At 66.5% G+C, this 15663-nt stretch carries 18 protein-coding genes; 9 read left to right on the forward strand and 9 right to left on the reverse strand.

All coding sequences use genetic code 11. The features are described from left to right. Positions 1 to 2 precede the first annotated feature (2 nt). The 3 genes from C7449_RS11885 to C7449_RS11895 are packed head-to-tail and all read left to right on the forward strand — an operon-like array spanning position 3 to position 1755. Positions 3 to 365, forward strand: coding sequence for a cupredoxin domain-containing protein (locus C7449_RS11885; RefSeq protein WP_245414362.1), 363 nt, complete (start codon positions 3 to 5; stop codon positions 363 to 365). 51 nt (positions 366 to 416) lie between these two features. Beyond that, positions 417 to 968, forward strand: a complete 552-nt coding sequence (locus C7449_RS11890) for a sigma-70 family RNA polymerase sigma factor (RefSeq protein ID WP_245414363.1) — start codon at positions 417 to 419, stop codon at positions 966 to 968. Next, positions 961 to 1755, forward strand: coding sequence for an anti-sigma factor family protein (locus C7449_RS11895; protein ID WP_245414364.1), 795 nt, complete (start codon positions 961 to 963; stop codon positions 1753 to 1755). The genes C7449_RS11890 and C7449_RS11895 overlap by 8 nt, the downstream gene beginning before the upstream one ends. Before the next feature lie 52 nt (positions 1756 to 1807). Here the strand turns inward: C7449_RS11895 and cckA are convergent, their stop codons facing one another. Further along, a complete protein-coding gene (cckA, locus tag C7449_RS11900; protein ID WP_108002998.1) occupies positions 1808 to 4408 on the reverse strand; it encodes a cell cycle histidine kinase CckA in 2601 nt (866 codons plus the stop codon). A gap of 266 nt (positions 4409 to 4674) precedes the next feature. On the opposite strand from cckA, the gene C7449_RS11905 reads away from it, so the two are divergent. Further along, a complete protein-coding gene (locus C7449_RS11905; RefSeq protein WP_108002999.1) occupies positions 4675 to 5673 on the forward strand; it encodes a flagellar biosynthetic protein FliO in 999 nt (332 codons plus the stop codon). A 228-nt stretch (positions 5674 to 5901) separates the two neighbouring features. Here C7449_RS11905 and dksA read toward each other — a convergent pair whose 3' ends face one another. Together dksA and C7449_RS21565 are read right to left on the reverse strand one after the other, a co-directional pair. Further along, complete coding sequence (gene dksA / locus C7449_RS11910) at positions 5902 to 6321, reverse strand: RNA polymerase-binding protein DksA (RefSeq protein ID WP_108003000.1); 420 nt, start codon at positions 6319 to 6321, stop codon at positions 5902 to 5904. Positions 6322 to 6390: 69 nt separating this feature from the next. Next, positions 6391 to 6660 (reverse strand): hypothetical protein, encoded by a 270-nt coding sequence (locus C7449_RS21565; RefSeq protein ID WP_146165073.1) that lies wholly within the window; start codon positions 6658 to 6660, stop codon positions 6391 to 6393. A 27-nt stretch (positions 6661 to 6687) separates the two neighbouring features. Here C7449_RS21565 and C7449_RS11915 point away from each other — a divergent pair, with 27 nt between their 5' ends. The 4 genes from C7449_RS11915 (at position 6688) to C7449_RS11930 (ending at position 10721) form a co-directional block, all read left to right on the forward strand. Further along, positions 6688 to 7212, forward strand: coding sequence for a SixA phosphatase family protein (locus tag C7449_RS11915; protein ID WP_245414365.1), 525 nt, complete (start codon positions 6688 to 6690; stop codon positions 7210 to 7212). A gap of 82 nt (positions 7213 to 7294) precedes the next feature. After that, a complete protein-coding gene (locus tag C7449_RS11920) occupies positions 7295 to 8773 on the forward strand; it encodes a YcjX family GTP-binding protein (protein ID WP_108003001.1) in 1479 nt (492 codons plus the stop codon). Further along, positions 8770 to 9846, forward strand: coding sequence for a YcjF family protein (locus C7449_RS11925; RefSeq protein WP_108003002.1), 1077 nt, complete (start codon positions 8770 to 8772; stop codon positions 9844 to 9846). Before C7449_RS11920 ends, C7449_RS11925 begins: the two co-directional genes overlap by 4 nt. Before the next feature lie 326 nt (positions 9847 to 10172). Further along, on the forward strand, positions 10173 to 10721 hold the full coding sequence (locus tag C7449_RS11930; RefSeq protein WP_108003003.1) for a hypothetical protein: 549 nt from the start codon (positions 10173 to 10175) through the stop codon (positions 10719 to 10721). On the opposite strand, the gene folK is transcribed toward C7449_RS11930, so the two are convergent. The 3 genes from folK to folP are packed head-to-tail and all read right to left on the reverse strand — an operon-like array spanning position 10714 to position 12490. Beyond that, positions 10714 to 11247, reverse strand: a complete 534-nt coding sequence (folK, locus tag C7449_RS11935) for a 2-amino-4-hydroxy-6-hydroxymethyldihydropteridine diphosphokinase (RefSeq protein WP_108003004.1) — start codon at positions 11245 to 11247, stop codon at positions 10714 to 10716. The genes C7449_RS11930 and folK overlap by 8 nt on opposite strands. Next, the gene (gene folB / locus C7449_RS11940; protein WP_108003005.1) at positions 11237 to 11605 is read right to left on the reverse strand and encodes a dihydroneopterin aldolase; all 369 of its coding nucleotides are present in this window, start codon (positions 11603 to 11605) and stop codon (positions 11237 to 11239) included. Before folB ends, folK begins: the two co-directional genes overlap by 11 nt. Before the next feature lie 15 nt (positions 11606 to 11620). Continuing rightward, positions 11621 to 12490: a dihydropteroate synthase gene (gene folP / locus C7449_RS11945; protein WP_108003006.1), complete on the reverse strand. Its 870-nt coding sequence runs from the start codon at positions 12488 to 12490 to the stop codon at positions 11621 to 11623. 187 nt (positions 12491 to 12677) lie between these two features. Between folP and C7449_RS11950 the strand changes: the two genes are divergently transcribed. After that, positions 12678 to 13295: a DUF922 domain-containing Zn-dependent protease gene (locus C7449_RS11950; protein WP_108003007.1), complete on the forward strand. Its 618-nt coding sequence runs from the start codon at positions 12678 to 12680 to the stop codon at positions 13293 to 13295. Positions 13296 to 13638: 343 nt separating this feature from the next. Here the strand turns inward: C7449_RS11950 and C7449_RS11955 are convergent, their stop codons facing one another. The 3 genes from C7449_RS11955 to C7449_RS11965 all read right to left on the reverse strand — a co-directional run bounded on the left by C7449_RS11955 (position 13639) and on the right by C7449_RS11965 (position 15356). Then, entirely contained in the window at positions 13639 to 14319 is a 681-nt protein-coding gene (locus C7449_RS11955; RefSeq protein WP_108003008.1) for an NAD(P)/FAD-dependent oxidoreductase, read from the reverse strand. A 153-nt stretch (positions 14320 to 14472) separates the two neighbouring features. Next, the gene (locus tag C7449_RS11960; RefSeq protein WP_108003009.1) at positions 14473 to 14793 is read right to left on the reverse strand and encodes a 2Fe-2S iron-sulfur cluster-binding protein; all 321 of its coding nucleotides are present in this window, start codon (positions 14791 to 14793) and stop codon (positions 14473 to 14475) included. 197 nt (positions 14794 to 14990) lie between these two features. Then, entirely contained in the window at positions 14991 to 15356 is a 366-nt protein-coding gene (locus C7449_RS11965) for an Hpt domain-containing protein (RefSeq protein ID WP_108003010.1), read from the reverse strand. Between the last annotated feature and the right edge of the window lie 307 nt (positions 15357 to 15663).

The following is a 15663-nucleotide window of genomic DNA, read 5'->3' on the forward strand; positions in this document are numbered from 1 at the left end:
TCATGAACAAGCAACCATCAAAAATCATTCCCGGCATGCTGCAGAAGGCCCTCAGGATGGGGCTCGGCACCACGCTAATCGCCCTTCTTGCCCTGCCGATAGCCCCGGCCGGCGCGACGGAGACGCAGGTGACGATCTCCAATTTCACCTTCAAGCCGCAGGCATTGACGATCTCGCGCGGCGACACGGTCCGCTTCGTCAATTCCGATGACATGGTCCACACGATCGTGGCGGGCGACGGCAGCTTCCGCTCCGGGGCCCTCGATACAGACGACAGTTTCGTCTGGACCTTCTCCCAACCCGGCACCATCGCTTATTTCTGTGGTCTGCACCCCTTCATGAAGGGTAGCATCGTCGTCAAATGACCCTCCGCAGCGGCTCCCTCGGCCGCCGCGGCAAAGAAGGACCCGAGCGCCTTGCACGAGGATCAGCCCGCGACCCGGTTCCGGGAACTGGTCGTGCCGCACCTTCAGGATGCGCTGATGTTCGCGCGCGGGCTGACGGGCAATCGCGATGACGCGGAGGACGTCGTGCAGGAGGCTTGCCTCAGGGCTTACGCGGCGACCGGGAGAGGCACCGTTCGGCATCCGCGTGCCTGGCTGCTGGCCATCGTACGCAACACGGCGTTCACCTGGATGGCGAAGAACCGGCCGAAAGCGGTCCTGGCGCTCGGCGACGACGCGGAGATCGATCGGCTGGCCGAGACGGCAGACGCAGCTTCCACCGATACTGCGATCCTGACGCCGGAGGCCGAACTGATCCGCAAGGCCGAGGCCGCCGCCGTCCAGCGGGCCGTCGATGCGTTGCCGGCGCTGCTGCGCGAGGTTCTGGTGCTGCGTGAATTCAACGAACTGAGCTATCGCGAGATCGCCGACCTTTTGTCATTGCCGATCGGAACGGTGATGTCGCGACTGTCGCGTGCGCGCCTCATGCTCGCCATCTCGATCGCGGAGGCCCATCGTGACTGACGCCAGACTGCCGCCGGAAGCCGATCTTTTGCTGCTGAACGCGCTTGTCGACGGTGAACTCGACGCGCCCGCCGCGGCGGCGCTCGAACGCCGTGTCGCCGACGAACCGGAGATGGGCAAGGCCCATGAGGCCATCGTCGCCACGCGCGCGGCACTTGCCCGGCTCGAACGCCCGGAGGTTGGCAGGCGGCTGCTCGACAGGATCGAGGCCGCCGCCGGCGTTTCGGGTCCTACATCCCCCGTTCGGCAACCACGCCGGCAGGCGGACTGGCGGGCGTTGGCCGCCTCCGTCGCCCTCGCCTTCGTGGTGGCCGGGAGCGGCGGCTACTGGCTGGGGGCGAATAGCCCAGGCGAAACCGCCAGCGACCTCGTGGCAAGCACTCATCGCCGCAGCCTGCTTGCCGCAAACCCGGTCGATATCGCCTCGTCCGACCGCCACACGGTAAAGCCCTGGCTCGACAACCGCATCGGCCTTTCGCCACCGGCGCCCGATCTGGCGGCGAAAGGCTTCGCGCTTGTCGGCGGCCGCGTCGACGTCATCCGTGGCAACGCCGTGCCAACGCTCGTCTACCGCCACAACGAGCATCTCATCACGGTGGTGGCGGTGCCGGCAGCGGCCGGAACGTCCGGCCCGCAAAGCAAGCAGGCCAACGGCTACAACATGGTGAGCTGGACGGGCAGCGGCTTCAGCTACTGGGCGGTGTCCGATCTCGAACGCGCCGAACTGGATCGTTTCGTCGAAGACTACCGCACTGCCACCGGCGTAGCGGCGTCGCCCGAGTCGTGATGCAGCGGCGCCCCGAGCACCTTGATTGTAGCATGGGCGGTGGGAGCCCCTCTCACCCGTCCAGCATCTCGCGCACCGCTTCGGCGAGCTGCTTCAGCGAAAACGGTTTCGGGAGGAAGCCGAACTTGGCGTCGGCTGGCAGGTTGCGGGCGAAGGCGTCCTCGGCATAGCCGGAAACGAAGATGAACTTCAGGTCCGGGTGGCGCTTGCGCAGTTCGGTCAGCAGCGTCGGCCCGTCCATTTCCGGCATGACGACGTCGGAGACGACGATGTCGACCGCGCCGTCCAGCTCGTCCATGATGTCGAGCGCCTCGACGCCCGAGCCCGCCTCGTGCACGGTATAGCCGCGCGTCTCCAGCATCCGCTTGCCGCCGCGGCGCACCGCCTCTTCGTCCTCGACGAGCAGGACGACGGCCGAGCCGCCGGTGAGGTCGCGCGGCTCCTGCGCGGGTGCTGCGGCGGCAACCGCCCGGCTGCTCTCGGCCGCGGCGTCGGCTGCCGGCACGGCGGCCACGCTCTCCTCGATATGGCGCGGCATGAAAATCCGGAAGGTCGTTCCGCGGCCGACCTCGGAATCGAGGAAGATATAGCCGCCGCTCTGCTTGATGATCCCGTAGACCATCGACAGGCCGAGCCCGGTGCCCTTGCCGACATCCTTGGTGGTGAAGAAGGGCTCAAAAATCTTGTCGCGCAGTTCCGGCGGAATGCCGGTGCCCTGGTCGACGACGTCGATCTCGACATACTCGGCCGGCGGCAGTTCGCGGTAGTTGTAGGCGGCGGCTTCCGCGGCCGAGACATTGCGGGTCCGGAAGGTGATGGTGCCGCCGTCCGGCATCGCGTCGCGCGCGTTGACGGCGAGGTTGATCAGCACCTGCTCGAACTGGCCGAGGTCGGTCTTCACCGGCCACAGGTCGCGGCCATAATCCACCTCGATGCGGACGTTGGTGCCGGTCATGCGGTCGACGAGCATGCGCAGGTCGCCGATGACGTCGGTCATCTGCAGCACGCTCGGCCGCATCGTCTGCTTGCGCGAGAAGGCCAGCAGCTGCCGCACCAGCACGGCGGCGCGGTTGGCGTTGCGCTTGATCTCCATCAGGTCGGCGAAGCTCGCGTCGGAGGGCCGGGCCGAAAGCAAAAGGTGATCGGAGGAGAGCAGGATCGCCGTCAGCACGTTGTTGAAGTCGTGCGCGATGCCGCCGGCCAGCGTGCCGACCGCGTTCATCTTCTGGGTCTGCGCCATCTGCCGCTCGAGCGCCTTCTGCTCGGTGATCTCGACGGCATAGACGATCGCCGCCTCTTCCGGCGCCTGGTCGCTCTGGTCGATCACGGCGTTGACGTAGAAGCGGAAGTGCCGGCCGTCGTCGCCCGGATGCAGCGAATCGAACGGCGCGATGTCGCCCTGGCGGTCGCGCGCCGCCGCCAGCGCCGCCTCGAAGCGCGGCCGGTCGCTGTCATGGATGACCCTTTCCAGCGGCACGCCGCGATCGATGTCATCGCGCGACACGACCCCCGAGAACAGTTTGAGAAACGGGGCGTTGGTCCGCAGGATGCGCCCTTCCCCGTCGACCGAGGCGATCGCCATCGGCGTGTTGTTGAAGAAGCGCGTGAACCGCCGCGCGGCGAGCGAGCCGGACTGCTCGGTCTCGTCCATTCCCTCGCGTGCCAGCACGATCGTGCGGCTTTCGCCGGGGGCGCCGTCGCGGGTCGCGGTGGCGCGGTGCACGAGCCGCACCGGCAGGCTGCGGCCGTTCGAGCGGCGCAGGTCGAGCTCCAGCGTCTCGGTCCGCTTCGCCCCGGGCTCGGCCTGCACCGACTGCACCAGCGCCAGCCCCTCGCCGGCGACGAGATCGCCGATCGACAGCGATCCCGGATGGAACTTCGTCAGGTCGATGCCGAGCCAGTCGGCGAGCGTGGCGTTCAGATAGAGGATTTCGCCGCGGCGGCCCGCCGAGAAGAACCCGGCCGGCGCATGGTCGAGATAGTCGATGGCGTTCTGCAGCTCCTTGAAGAAGCGCTCCTGCTCGTCCCGCTCGGAGGTGATGTCGGCGATCTGCCAGACGTAGAGCGACGGCCCGCCTTTCTCGCGAGGCGGCAGCACGCGGGCCTTCAACCGATACCAGCCCGGCCCGGTTCCGCCGGTCGCAGCCGGCGCAAGCGGCCGCAGCAGGCGGAACTCCTCCGCGCCTTCCTTGCCCTCGTGCAGGCCGTTGGTCAGCCGGTAGACGGATTCGGCTGCCTCACGGTCGCGCGAGAACAGCGCCTCCAGCGTCTGTGCCTCGCTTTCGCGGGTGGCCCCGGTGAGCGCCCCGTAGGCGGCGTTCGCATAGACAATGCGCCCCTTGCGGTCGGTGATCAGCGTGCCCTCGGGCTGCGTGTCGACGAAGGTCTGGGTCAGCTCGTCCGGGCGCGACTGCGGCATGATCTCGATGAACCCGATCATCGCCGAGACGAAGAAGAAGATGCCGACCATCGCCAGCACGCCGAGGATGCCGAGCACGATCTCGTTGTCGAGCTGGTGCTTGAAGACGATGAAAGCGCCCGCCGAGGCGGTCAGCACGATCGCCAGAAGCACGATCCGCAGGATCACACCCGGGCGGCTGCCCCGCTCGACGAGCGGCGCCTGATACTCTACCTCCTGGCGGATCCTAGACATCGCCCCCTCGCATTGCATCCCGAAGACGGCGCAATGCCGGAGCCTTCGAGGAATCACTATTAGCTGTTTGAGAGAAGACCAAAAAGCAAGGGAATGAAAGCGATCGCCCCCTATTCACAGGGAATATGGCGCCTTGCGAGCCGCCCCCGCACGCTCGATTGCACATTCCGCCGCCAGACTTTACAGGACGAGCCGCCTGCCATGCTTGTACGGGCCCGAAAAAAGCCGTCAAATGGACGGAACGTGTCGCCAAGGAGTAGCCCTTCATGTTCGAGGACATAATCGCCCAATACGGCACGAAGTTCCTGGTGGCCGCGATCGCCGTTCTGCTCGGCCTGGCTTGCCTGGCGCTTGTGCTGTGGATCGTCCGCCGCCGCCCCGCCTCGCCCTTCATCCGCGGTGGCCGCAACCGCCAGCCGCGCCTGTCCGTGCTCGACGCCGCTGCCGTGGACACCCGCCGGCGGCTTGTTCTCGTCCGGCGCGACGACGTCGAGCATCTGCTGATGATCGGCGGTCCGACCGATATAGTCATCGAAAGCCGCATCCTTCCCTCCGGCGTCGTAGCGGAGCAATCTCAGCCGCACGAAAACCCTGCCCAGGAGGCAACCGCCGTTGTGGCGGCTGCACAGCCAGCCATGCCGCCCCGCCCTGCGGAGCCGGCGCCACCGGCCGCGGCCGCCGAACGGAGCCAGCCGCCTGTCGAGACCAGGCGCCCGGTACCCGCAGACAGCCACCTGTCGGCAGGCATTTCGTCGATGGGCCACGTCCTCTATGGCGACGACAGCGCGCCGGCGCGTCCTGCCGGCCAACAGGCCGCACCGCCGCCGCGACCCGCCGCCCCTCCGCTCGTCGTCGCGCCGACCCCTGACCAGCCTGGCATCCAGGCGTCGGTGGTCTCGGAGCGCAGCGCGATCGATGCGCTCGACCGCGCCCGCGACCGGGTCCTGACCAGTCCGGTCGGCACCGGCAGCGAGCGGATCTCTCCCCAGTTCACCGGCCGGAACGGAGCATCGGTCGCGCCGGACCTGGTACCCGCGTCGCAGCGGCCCGCCGCCGACAATCCGGCCCTGGTGAGCGAATTCGAGCGGCTGCTGGAAGCAGAGATCGCCACGGCCCCGCCCCGGCCCGTTTCCGGCCCTGGCGGGCCGGGACGCACCGAGCCGGCGACGCTCGAATCGCACGCCGAGCCGCCGAAGAGCCGCGAGGAAACGGAGGCGGAGATGACCCGCCTGCTGGGAGAACTCTCCGCCAGCCGCAAGACCTGAGCGGCGAGCCGCTTGCCGCACCGTCGGGCTGCTGACCCGAAGGTTTCGGCCGGTGGCTACCGCCCCGCAAACGGCCGGATCAACCAGACAAAAAAGCCCGCCGGAATTCCCGGCGGGCCCAATGGTTGTTTCCCAAGGCGACGCGCTGCGTAAGTATCGCAGCTGTTGATCCGGCCATGCGGCACGTGCAGCGGGCCCCTCCTCGCCGCTGCGCGACCGCCGGAGCGATCACTCGTCGCGATAGACCTTCTCGCGACGTTCGTGGCGCTCCTGCGCCTCGATCGACAAGGTGGCGATCGGCCGTGCGTCCAGGCGCTTCAGTCCGATCGGCTCCCCCGTCTCCTCGCAGTAGCCATAGGTTCCTTCGTCCAGACGCTGCAGCGCCGCATCGATCTTGGCGATCAGCTTGCGTTGCCGGTCGCGAGCCCTCAGTTCGATGGAGCGGTCGGTCTCGGACGAGGCCCGGTCCGCCAGGTCCGGATGGTTTGCACTTTCTTCGGCCAGATGATCGAGCGTCTCGCGCGCTTCGCGCAGAATGTCGTTCTTCCAGGCATTCAGCTTGGCTCGAAAGTACGCCCGCTGGTTGGCACTCATGAACTCTTCGTCTTCATTGAGGACAAAGGTACTAAGATCGATCTTCTCACTCAACGCGATTCTCCTGAAGAACATCTCAAGGTGCGCTGTATATCCCTGTGGATCAACCGATTCAAGCCTGCCTCATCTTGCACGGCAAATTTTGAAATCGAGCGACTCGCACAGTTTTAACCGGTGATTATTGCGCCGCGATAACAACCCGTTGGCGAGTCCTCCAATGAGGCTTGCAAGCAAGCTGTTGCCTGCCTCGAAGACCTTGCCCGCGCGCCAGGTAAGGACCACCCTCCCCGACCGGCGCGCAGTTGCCGGTGCGGCTTCGGCCTGCAGTCGGCGCCCGGCGTCGAAGCAAAATCGGTTGATCTTTTCCGCCCGGGGATGGAAAACGAAGATCACCGCAGGCATCGAGGCGAGGACGAAGGCGTGGCGACGGCAGTTTCCGGCATGTTCCGGCTCTATCTTCTGCGGCACGCGCGGGCGGGCTGGACGGAACCGGGGCGCACGGATTTCGACAGGACGCTCGACGAACAGGGCTATGCGGAAGCCGAGATCCTAGCCGAGGAAATGGCCGACCAGGGCTACCGGCCGCAGGTCGTCATCTCCTCCACGGCGGTTCGCTGCCGGGAAACCGCCGAGCCGCTGCGCCGGACGCTCGGCGAGGACCTGCCGGTCGAATATGTCGATGCGCTCTATGGCGGCACCGTCCAGTCCTATGCGGAGGTCGCCTTCGCCGAACGGGTCGAGACCGCCGTCATGATCGTCGGCCATAATCCGATGATCGAGCAGTTCTTCCGGCTGACCGTCGGCCAGGTGATCGCCGACACGGCGGCACCGGGCGGATTTCCCACGGCGGCGCTTGCCACCATCGATTTCGACAGCCGGCCGAACGACAAGGATTTCAGCGGCGGGCGGCTGTCCTGCTTCATCACGCCGCATTCCGCGTCTTGAAGCCGGCCTGTGAATTGCGCTCGCACCGCCTTTTTGCGGCCGCCGCCCGTACCTATATCGGCAGAAACCGACCGCACCGGGGATTGTATTGCCGACACTGACCAACCTTGCAGACGACGCCCTGATCGCTCTCGACAATCTCACCGATCGCGCGGCGAACCTCGTCCATCCGACCGTCCGCCTCGGCGTCACCGGACTGTCACGGGCCGGAAAGACGGTGTTCATTTCCTCGCTCGTCCATAATCTCCTGAACGGCGGCCGGCTGCCGCTGTTCGAAGCGGCCCGGTCCGGGCGCATCTCGCGGGTACGGCTCGAACCGCAGCCCGACGATGCCGTGCCGCGCTTCCAGTACGAAGAGCACATCCGCGCCCTTGTCGGCGAACGCCTCTGGCCGGACTCCACCCGGGCGATCTCCCAGTTGCGCATCACCCTTGACTACGAAAGCGCCAGCGGCTGGGGCCGCCTGTGGTCGCCCGGCCGGCTGTCCGTCGATGTCGTCGACTATCCCGGCGAATGGCTTCTGGATCTGCCGCTGCTCGGCCAGGATTTTTCCGCCTTCAGCCAGACGACGGTCGCCCTCGCCCGCTCCGGCGTGCGCAGCCTTCTTTCCGCCGAATGGCTCGGCGCCACCGCCCTGCTCGACCCGCGCGCCCCGGCCGACGAGGCGGCGGCACGCCGGCTGGCCGATCTGTTCACCCGCTACCTGAAGGCCTGCAAATCGGACGAGCGCTCGCTGTCGACGCTCCCCCCGGGGCGCTTCCTGATGCCCGGCGACCTCGAAGGCTCGCCGGCGCTCACCTTTGCACCGCTGCCGAACCTGCCCGACGGCAACGCGCCGAAGGGCTCGCTCTGGGCGATGATGGAGCGGCGCTACGAAGCCTACAAGACGCATGTGGTCAAGCCGTTCTTCCGCGAGCACTTCGCGCGACTCGATCGCCAGATCGTTCTGATCGACGCGCTGCAGGCGGTCAATCGCGGCGCCGAAGCGGTGCGGGACCTGGAACGCGCACTCGGCGACGTCATGGCCTGCTTCCGCCCCGGAACCACCGGTTTCCTGAGCTCGCTCCTGACACGCCGCATCGACCGCGTCGTGGTCGCCGCGACCAAGGCCGACCACCTGCACCACGAAAACCATCCGCATCTCGAGGCCCTGACCCGGCGGCTCGTCGAGCGTGCCGTCAAGCGAATCGGCATGAGCGGCGCCGGCGTCGAGGTGATGGCGCTGGCCTCCGTCCGCGCCACCCGGGAAGCGACGGTCAAGCAGGACGGCACGGAGCTGCCGGTGATCGTCGGCACGCCGATGGCCGGCGAGACGATCGACGGCGAGACCTTCGACGGCAACCGCAAGACCGCCATTTTCCCCGGCGACCTGCCGGCAGACCCGCAGGCGCTCTTCGAGGCGGCCGAAACGGGTGCTGACGGGCCTCTTGCACCCACCCTCAATTTCGTCCGCTTCCGTCCGCCAGAGATGCAGGCCGCCGGCGAGGAACTGAAGCTCTCCATTCCGCACATCCGGCTCGATCGTGCGCTACAATATCTGATCGGAGACCGGCTGGCATGAACGACAAGCGCCCGACCGGGCGGCGCCCCGCCGCCTTTGCGATCCCGGAGGAGCCGGCGGCGAAGCCGGTGCGTCCTGCGCAGCGCCCGCCCTCCCGGCACAGCGAAGGCGTCATTCTCACGCCGGACACCGACGATCCATTCGCCGCGACCACGGTCGACCTGAAGACGCTCCCGCCCGTCGAGGAAGCCCGCCCGCGCCGGCGGCGGATCACGCTCGGCCGGATCGTGACGACCGCCTTCGGAATCCTGCTGTCGCTGGCGATCGGCCTCTGGATCGACAGCCTGATACGCGACCTCTTCTCGCGCAGCGACTGGCTCGGCTATCTTGCCGCAGGTACAGCCGCCATCGGCGCATTGGCGCTGCTTGGCGTCGTCCTTCGCGAACTCTTCGGCCTCCGGCGGCTTGCCGCGGTGCAGGACATCAAGCAGGAGGCGAGCGATGCGGCCGCAGCGGCTGGACCCGCCCCGGCCCGAAAAGTGGTCGCCCGCCTCACCCATCTTCTCGCGGCCCGGCCGCAGACGGCACGCGGCCGGGAACGGCTTCGCGAGACCGAGGGCGACATCATCGACGCCCCGCACCTCCTCGACCTCGCCGAACGTGAACTGCTGGCGCCGCTCGATCGCGAGGCCCGCGCGCTGATCCTCGCCTCAGCCAAGCGCGTTTCGATCGTCACCGCCGTCTCGCCGCGGGCGCTCGTCGATCTCGCCTACGTGCTCTACGAATGCAGCCGGCTGATCCGGGCGATGGCCGAGCTCTATGGCGGCCGCCCGGGCAGCCTCGGCCTGCTACGCCTGATGCGCGACGTGATCGCCCATCTCGCGGTCACCGGCTCGATCGCGGTCGGCGACAGCCTCGTGCAGCAGGTGCTGGGCCACGGCCTTGCCTCGAAACTGTCGGCGCGGCTCGGCGAAGGGGTGATCAACGGGCTGATGACGGCTCGGATCGGCATCGCCGCGATGGATCTCTGCCGCCCGATGCCCTTCCGGGCCCTGAAGCGGCCGGGCATCGGTGATTTCCTCGGCGACCTGTCACCGGGGGTGCCGATGGGCCGCGAAAAGGAAACGCCCTGAGCCTGGTTCGCCAGTCAAAGCAAGGTGTAGTGGTCCCCCCAAAGGCAACGGGCCAGGAACTTGCGCACCCAGCCCGCCGGGAATTCGGTCTCATACGCCCCGAGCCCCAGCCCGCAATGTGACCATTGGGAGCACGGAGCCTGCCGGAGCCCCAACTTCGCTCGAAGCACCAGGTTCCAGCACCTGCGCCGAAGGCAGCCGCTCACGACAAACCAGCCGGCGTGCCGCACCAAATCGGCGCGCAACGCGTCGGATCGAAACCGGCCATTAACCATTTTCGCGCAAGGCTGAACCCGACAAACCGACCAGCCCGTCAAGGAACGTTCATGTACTCGCGCACCTCTTTGATCGCCCGCGGCTTCGCAGCGGCTCTTCTTGCCGTTTCCGCCACCGCAAGCCCGGTCCAGGCCGATTCGCGCGACAAGGCGTTTTTCGATCAGGTCGCAGGCACCTGGCAGGGCCCGGGCGAAATCGTCGCCGGCAAGTACAAGGGCACGAAGTTCACCTGCAATCTCAGCGGCGATCCGGCGGCAACCGACGGCCTCGGCATCAAGCTCGATGGCCATTGCCGTGTCGGCGTGTTCAAGCAGCCGATGTCGGCAACGATTACCCGCACGGGCGGCACGTACAAGGGCAAGTTCCTGGACGGCGCGGCCGGCAAGGGGCTGGACATCCTGTCGGGCAACGTCTCCGGCGACAAGGTGGTCGTCGCCATCAACCGGCAGAAGCTGAACGGCGCCATGATCGCCCGCCTGCAGGACGACAACACGATGAACGTGACGATCTCGGTCAAGGTCGGCGAGACGATGGTGCCGGTCATCGGCATGGCGCTCAACCGCAAGGTCGACACGATGGCGGTCGGCTCGATCAAGTAGGATCGGCCGGCGCCCGCCACCATTGCCGTCCCTCGCCGACCCGCTCGATGCCGGTCACGTCCGCCTGTGAAAGCCACGACCTGACCGTCCGCCCTTCGACCACCATTTCCCCCGCAATGTCCGCAAGCGGCATCAGCACGAAACCACGTCCGGTCATGCGCGGATGCGGGATCTCAAGCCGCCCGCAGGATTGACGGCGATCGTCATAGGTCAAAACGTCGATGTCGATCGTGCGCGGTCCCCAGCGTTCGACGCGCTCGCGCTTCATCTCCCGCTCCACTTCGAGGCAGGCATCGAGCAGCGCCTCGGGGGAAAGCGACGTGTCGACGAGTGCACAGGCATTGAAGAACCACGCCTGGTCGGTCTTGCCCCATGGCGGGGTGCGATAGAGTTCCGACACGGCCGCCACCCGGCAGTCCGGGCGCGCGTCAAGGGCGAGCAAGGCCCTGCGCATGGCCGCGATCGGATCGCCGATGTTGCCGCCCAGCCCCAGCGATGCGCGGTGGCCGAACTGTTCAGACGGCATGATCGACCGTCACCTGCACATAGTCGAGCACGCCGGCGATCGGCGCACTCGGCTTGCGCACGGAAATTTTCGCGCGCTTGACCTGGGGGAAGCGCGTGCAGAGCGAGGTGGCGATCTCCTGCGCCAGCGCCTCGATGAGGAAATGCCGGCGGCCGGTGACGATCGCCTCGATCTCCTTGAACGCGACGCCGTAGTCGACGGTCGATTCCATCCGGTCGTCGGAGAGCGGCCGCGAGGGCGCGACCTCCAGTTCCGCATCGACGAAGAAGCGCTGTCCGAGGACCTCCTCGGCTTCATGCAGGCCGTGGCGGGCGAAGAACGCGCAGTTCTTTAGCGTGATCGTATAAGTTCTGGTCATCTTGCCTACAGTCCTTCAACGCCCGGAGTGGGCGGACGCCTTAAGTCGTGCCGCCACCATAGCATCGGCCATGACGAGCGCGTCCCTGTTGATTGCGACATCGTGCACCCGGAATACCGCCGCCCCCGCCAGGCGCAGCATTACCGTCGTCGCTGCGGTTCCAGCGTCCCGGTCCGCCGCGTCGCGGCCGGTGACCGCGCCGACAAAGCGCTTGCGCGAGGTGCCCGCCAGTATGGGCCGTTCGAACCGGAGCAGTTCCTCGAAGCGCGCCATGAGTTCCATGTTCTCGTCGGTATCCTTGGCGAAGCCGAAGCCCGGATCGAGCACGATCGCCTGGTCCAGGACACCGGCGCTGCGTGCGATCTCCAGCGATCGCTCCAGGAAGGCGAACTGGTCGTCGATCACGTCGGGCAGCTTCTGCCGGTCCCTTCCCGTATGCATGATGCAGAGCCCCGCGCCGGTCTCGGCAGCGACGCGGGCGATGTCCGGTTCCCGCTGCAGGCCGTGGACGTCATTGACGATATGCGCCCCCGCCTCGATCGCCAGCCGCGCCGTCTCGGCGCGATAGGTGTCGACCGAGATCACCGCCTCGCCCTCGCGCGCAAGTGCTGCGATCACCGGGAGCACGCGGTCCTGCTCCTCCGCCGGCGAGACCGCGGCGGCGTCGGGCCGGGTCGACTCGCCGCCGATGTCGAGAATGCGTGCGCCCGCGGCGATGCACCGGCGCGCGTGCTCGATCGCCCGCTCCGTCGTGTCATGCCGACCGCCGTCGGAGAAAGAATCCGGCGTGACGTTTACGATTGCCATGATCAGGCCTTGTGGCCCGAGTAGGAGGCTGCGTCCGTGGGCAAGGGACCAGTGAAAAGGCTCGAAAGCAGAGTACATGGGATCATCCGTCAGCGATGCGGCGCCCGTGCGAGAGCGTTGCGCCAAATCGTGGCTATGCCTCAAGGGCGAACCGAGTTCAACCGCTTTGCCAGCCCGCCGCCCACCGAAGTAATCCTGCTCTTAAATCTTTGAACAAGAAACGCAGTTAGGGTTATCCTGCAATTTAATCCCTGCCGAGGACCGTATGCCGTCCATTGCCAAGCCGCTCCGACCGATTCTGCTGCTGCTGTCACTGACGGCGGCGGCCATCCCCGCTGCCGGCGAGACGATCACCAGCAAGTCGTTCTCCTATTTTTCGGTGGGCGGCCGCACCGCGGCGGAACTGGACGACGAACTCAATCGCCGCGGACCGCAGATGAAGAACTCCGGCTCGCGTCACCCCGGGGCCACGAAGATCCGCTTCGGCGGATCGGTTTCCTATGTCCGGCGCGGCGACAAATGCTATGTCGGCGATGCCCGGGTGACGGTGTCGACCAATATCATCCTGCCACGTTGGAAATACCGCCGCAGCGCCAGCAAATCGCTCGGCCTCGTCTGGGACACTCTCTACAGCGACATCAAGCGGCATGAGGAACGGCACGCCGAGATCGCCCGGCAGCATGCCCGTGATCTGGAGCAGGAGTTGAAGGCGCTGCGGCCTGGGCGCACCTGCGACCAGCTGCAGGCGCAGGTGGACAAGATCACAGCTGCCGCAGTCGAGGCCCACGACAAGGACCAGGCCCGCTTCGACCGGGTGGAAGCGGCCAACTTCAACGAACGCATGCTGCGCCTGCTGACGTACCGGCTCGAGCGCTCCAAATAGTTGCGGGCCATCAAAGGCAACGCCTGATGTATAAGGTCCTACTCCGCCAGTAGATCGGCCATCCCCCCCTCATAATGAGGTGCTAAATCTAGTGATGGCGCTTGCTCGAGAATCGTTTTATCGTTGGATTCATCGTCGAGCAGGAGGAACATCTCTTCTTTCGGCACGAATATCACAAGCTTTACAGCAGGTTCTCCCGGCGCGTCTTATTCATGCGGCAGGTGCTCCCTCCCTCGCCTGCTCCTGATGCGCCCACCTGGCCTCGCTCGTCCACAGGGCCGGCGAGGCAATTTTTTGCGGAGAGCGGCCGCAGCGCCTGATGTTCCCCTACCGTTTCAGCATTTCAGGCGCCGGCCACACCCAGCCGTTGGCGCACACGCCTGGACGTCGTGGTGTATTCGACCTGCGGCTTGCTGCCGCCGGCGATGCGGCGTCGGATCTGCTGGGTAGCGAGCGCCGCTTCGTGGAAGGCCGACAGGATGAGCTTGACCTTGCCCGGATAGTCGCAGGCGTCGCCGATTGCGAAAAGCCCCGGCTGCGACGTCTCCAGCGTGCCCGGATCGACCGAGAACGCCCCACGCTCACGCCGTAGCGGCCACTGCGCGGCCGGCCCCGGCTCGAGCGCCGGCCCGTTGCCGCCATCGGTCACGGAAAACCGGCCAAGTCCGGTTGCAAGCACGACATGACGTGCACCGATGCATCCGCCGTCGTCCAGGCTGGCCTGCCACTGCCCGGCACGGTCGCAACCGATCTCCAGGACGGTACGCCCGAAGGCAAAGAGCGGTGCGAAGCGGGCGCCCTGCTGCAAGAGGCGCCCGGTAAGCTCGCTGCCGGCGATTTCCGGAAAACCGGGGACGTCGTAGATCGGCTTGTCGGGATAGAGAACGGCGCACTGGCCGCCGGGGCGATCAAGCGTATCGACCAGATGGCAGCGCAGACCGTAGATGCCGAGCTGGAACACCGAAAACAGGGCGGCCGGCCCCGCCCCGACAATCAGCACATCGGCGTCCCCGCTCTCCGGCATGTACTCGCCGCCCTCCAGGTGTCTGCAACAATGCGGCCCGTGACGCGAGACGGTTTCGAGCCGCATGAATGAGAAGCTATTCAGGCGAAATCGAAACCTGCTTCCACCCGCTCCGCGTCGATCCCGTCAGTCATCGGCCGGGACAGCGGTTCCTCAGCCCTGCCGCTCCGGCACGTAGACCACGAGCCCGTCCAGGGCTTCCGACATCTTGATCTGGCAGCTCAGCCGCGAGGTCGGGCGAACGTCATAGGCGAAATCGAGCATGTCCTCTTCCATCGCCTCCGGCGCGCCAACTGCGGTGCTCCATTCCTCGTCGACATAGACATGACAGGTTGCACAGGCACAGGCGCCGCCGCACTCGGCTTCGATTCCCGGAATGGAGTTGCGCACGGCATTCTCCATCACGGTCGTCCCATTGGCGACTTCCAGTTCATGGCGGATGCCGTCGTTTGCGACGATTACAAGCTTGGTCATGATGTGATTCCGGATCTTCCTGTCGGTCTGGCGATCAAGACAGGCGCGAGGCGCCCGCGCTTCTTGGAGCGCCTTGGTTTTGCGGTTACTTCCAACAATTCCAAAGCGCAGTCAACATCGCGCGCCGTTTGGCGGCGTTGTCCGTTCCGGCCGCGCCATCGGCGCCCGGGCCGCCCGCGCCGGCGCTGCGCTCCCGGTCAGCCGCAATGCTCGCGGATGAAGTTTTCCGCCTCCAAAACCGCGGCGGCGAGCGCGGCCAGTCCCGCCTCCCGGTCCGGCCCGCTCTTCAACGCCTCGGCGGCATCGGCGACTGCAAAGGCGCCGACGCCGCGGGCGGACCCGAGCAGGCGGTGTGCAATCGCCTCGCAACCAGCTTCGTCCGCCACCCGCAGTTCGTCCATGCAGGTACGCGCCAGGCCGGCGAACATGACCAGCACATCGCGCGCGACGTCCTTGTCCCCCATCGTCTGCCTCGCCAGGTGATCCAGCTCGATCGCCGGCGAACGCGATCGTGGGGTGCCGTCCGGCGCGGCGCCGGGAATGATCAGAGGTGCGGTGCTCAAGACAGTAGCCCTTCGGAGACGGGCAGTCCGCGGTTCATCGCGTCTGCCCCGACACTGTGCATCCTCGGACGGTCAATTCCGTAAAGACCAGCCGGCACAGCGGGAAATCGCTCGGTATGGTTAACGCCGCAAAATGGAGCCATTTCCCTGCTTTTCCGTTATGCCGCGGGCCTTTTATCATTAACTTTCTGTTAGGAACCACCGCCGCCGGCGTGGCTGTCAATTGTGTGAAACACGCTAATGTGTCACTACGATACGGTTAGGGTCATGTTCATGCCTGAATGGCAGGACAGTCCCGGTGGATAAC

It is taken from the genome of Mycoplana dimorpha (assembly GCF_003046475.1).
GTDB lineage: Bacteria > Pseudomonadota > Alphaproteobacteria > Rhizobiales > Rhizobiaceae > Mycoplana > Mycoplana dimorpha.

What these genes read in the sequence shown, in the direction of transcription:
- C7449_RS11885 (WP_245414362.1), top strand. Translation starts at nt 3, where the DNA reads ATGAACAAGCAACCATCAAAAATCATTCCCGGCATGCTGCAGAAGGCC.
- cckA (WP_108002998.1), bottom strand. Translation starts at nt 4,408, where the DNA reads ATGTCTAGGATCCGCCAGGAGGTAGAGTATCAGGCGCCGCTCGTCGAG.
- C7449_RS11905 (WP_108002999.1), top strand. Translation starts at nt 4,675, where the DNA reads ATGTTCGAGGACATAATCGCCCAATACGGCACGAAGTTCCTGGTGGCC.
- C7449_RS11925 (WP_108003002.1), top strand. Translation starts at nt 8,770, where the DNA reads ATGAACGACAAGCGCCCGACCGGGCGGCGCCCCGCCGCCTTTGCGATC.
- C7449_RS11930 (WP_108003003.1), top strand. Translation starts at nt 10,173, where the DNA reads ATGTACTCGCGCACCTCTTTGATCGCCCGCGGCTTCGCAGCGGCTCTT.
- folK (WP_108003004.1), bottom strand. Translation starts at nt 11,247, where the DNA reads ATGCCGTCTGAACAGTTCGGCCACCGCGCATCGCTGGGGCTGGGCGGC.
- folB (WP_108003005.1), bottom strand. Translation starts at nt 11,605, where the DNA reads ATGACCAGAACTTATACGATCACGCTAAAGAACTGCGCGTTCTTCGCC.
- folP (WP_108003006.1), bottom strand. Translation starts at nt 12,490, where the DNA reads ATGTACTCTGCTTTCGAGCCTTTTCACTGGTCCCTTGCCCACGGACGC.
- C7449_RS11950 (WP_108003007.1), top strand. Translation starts at nt 12,678, where the DNA reads ATGCCGTCCATTGCCAAGCCGCTCCGACCGATTCTGCTGCTGCTGTCA.
- C7449_RS11955 (WP_108003008.1), bottom strand. Translation starts at nt 14,319, where the DNA reads ATGCCGGAGAGCGGGGACGCCGATGTGCTGATTGTCGGGGCGGGGCCG.
- C7449_RS11960 (WP_108003009.1), bottom strand. Translation starts at nt 14,793, where the DNA reads ATGACCAAGCTTGTAATCGTCGCAAACGACGGCATCCGCCATGAACTG.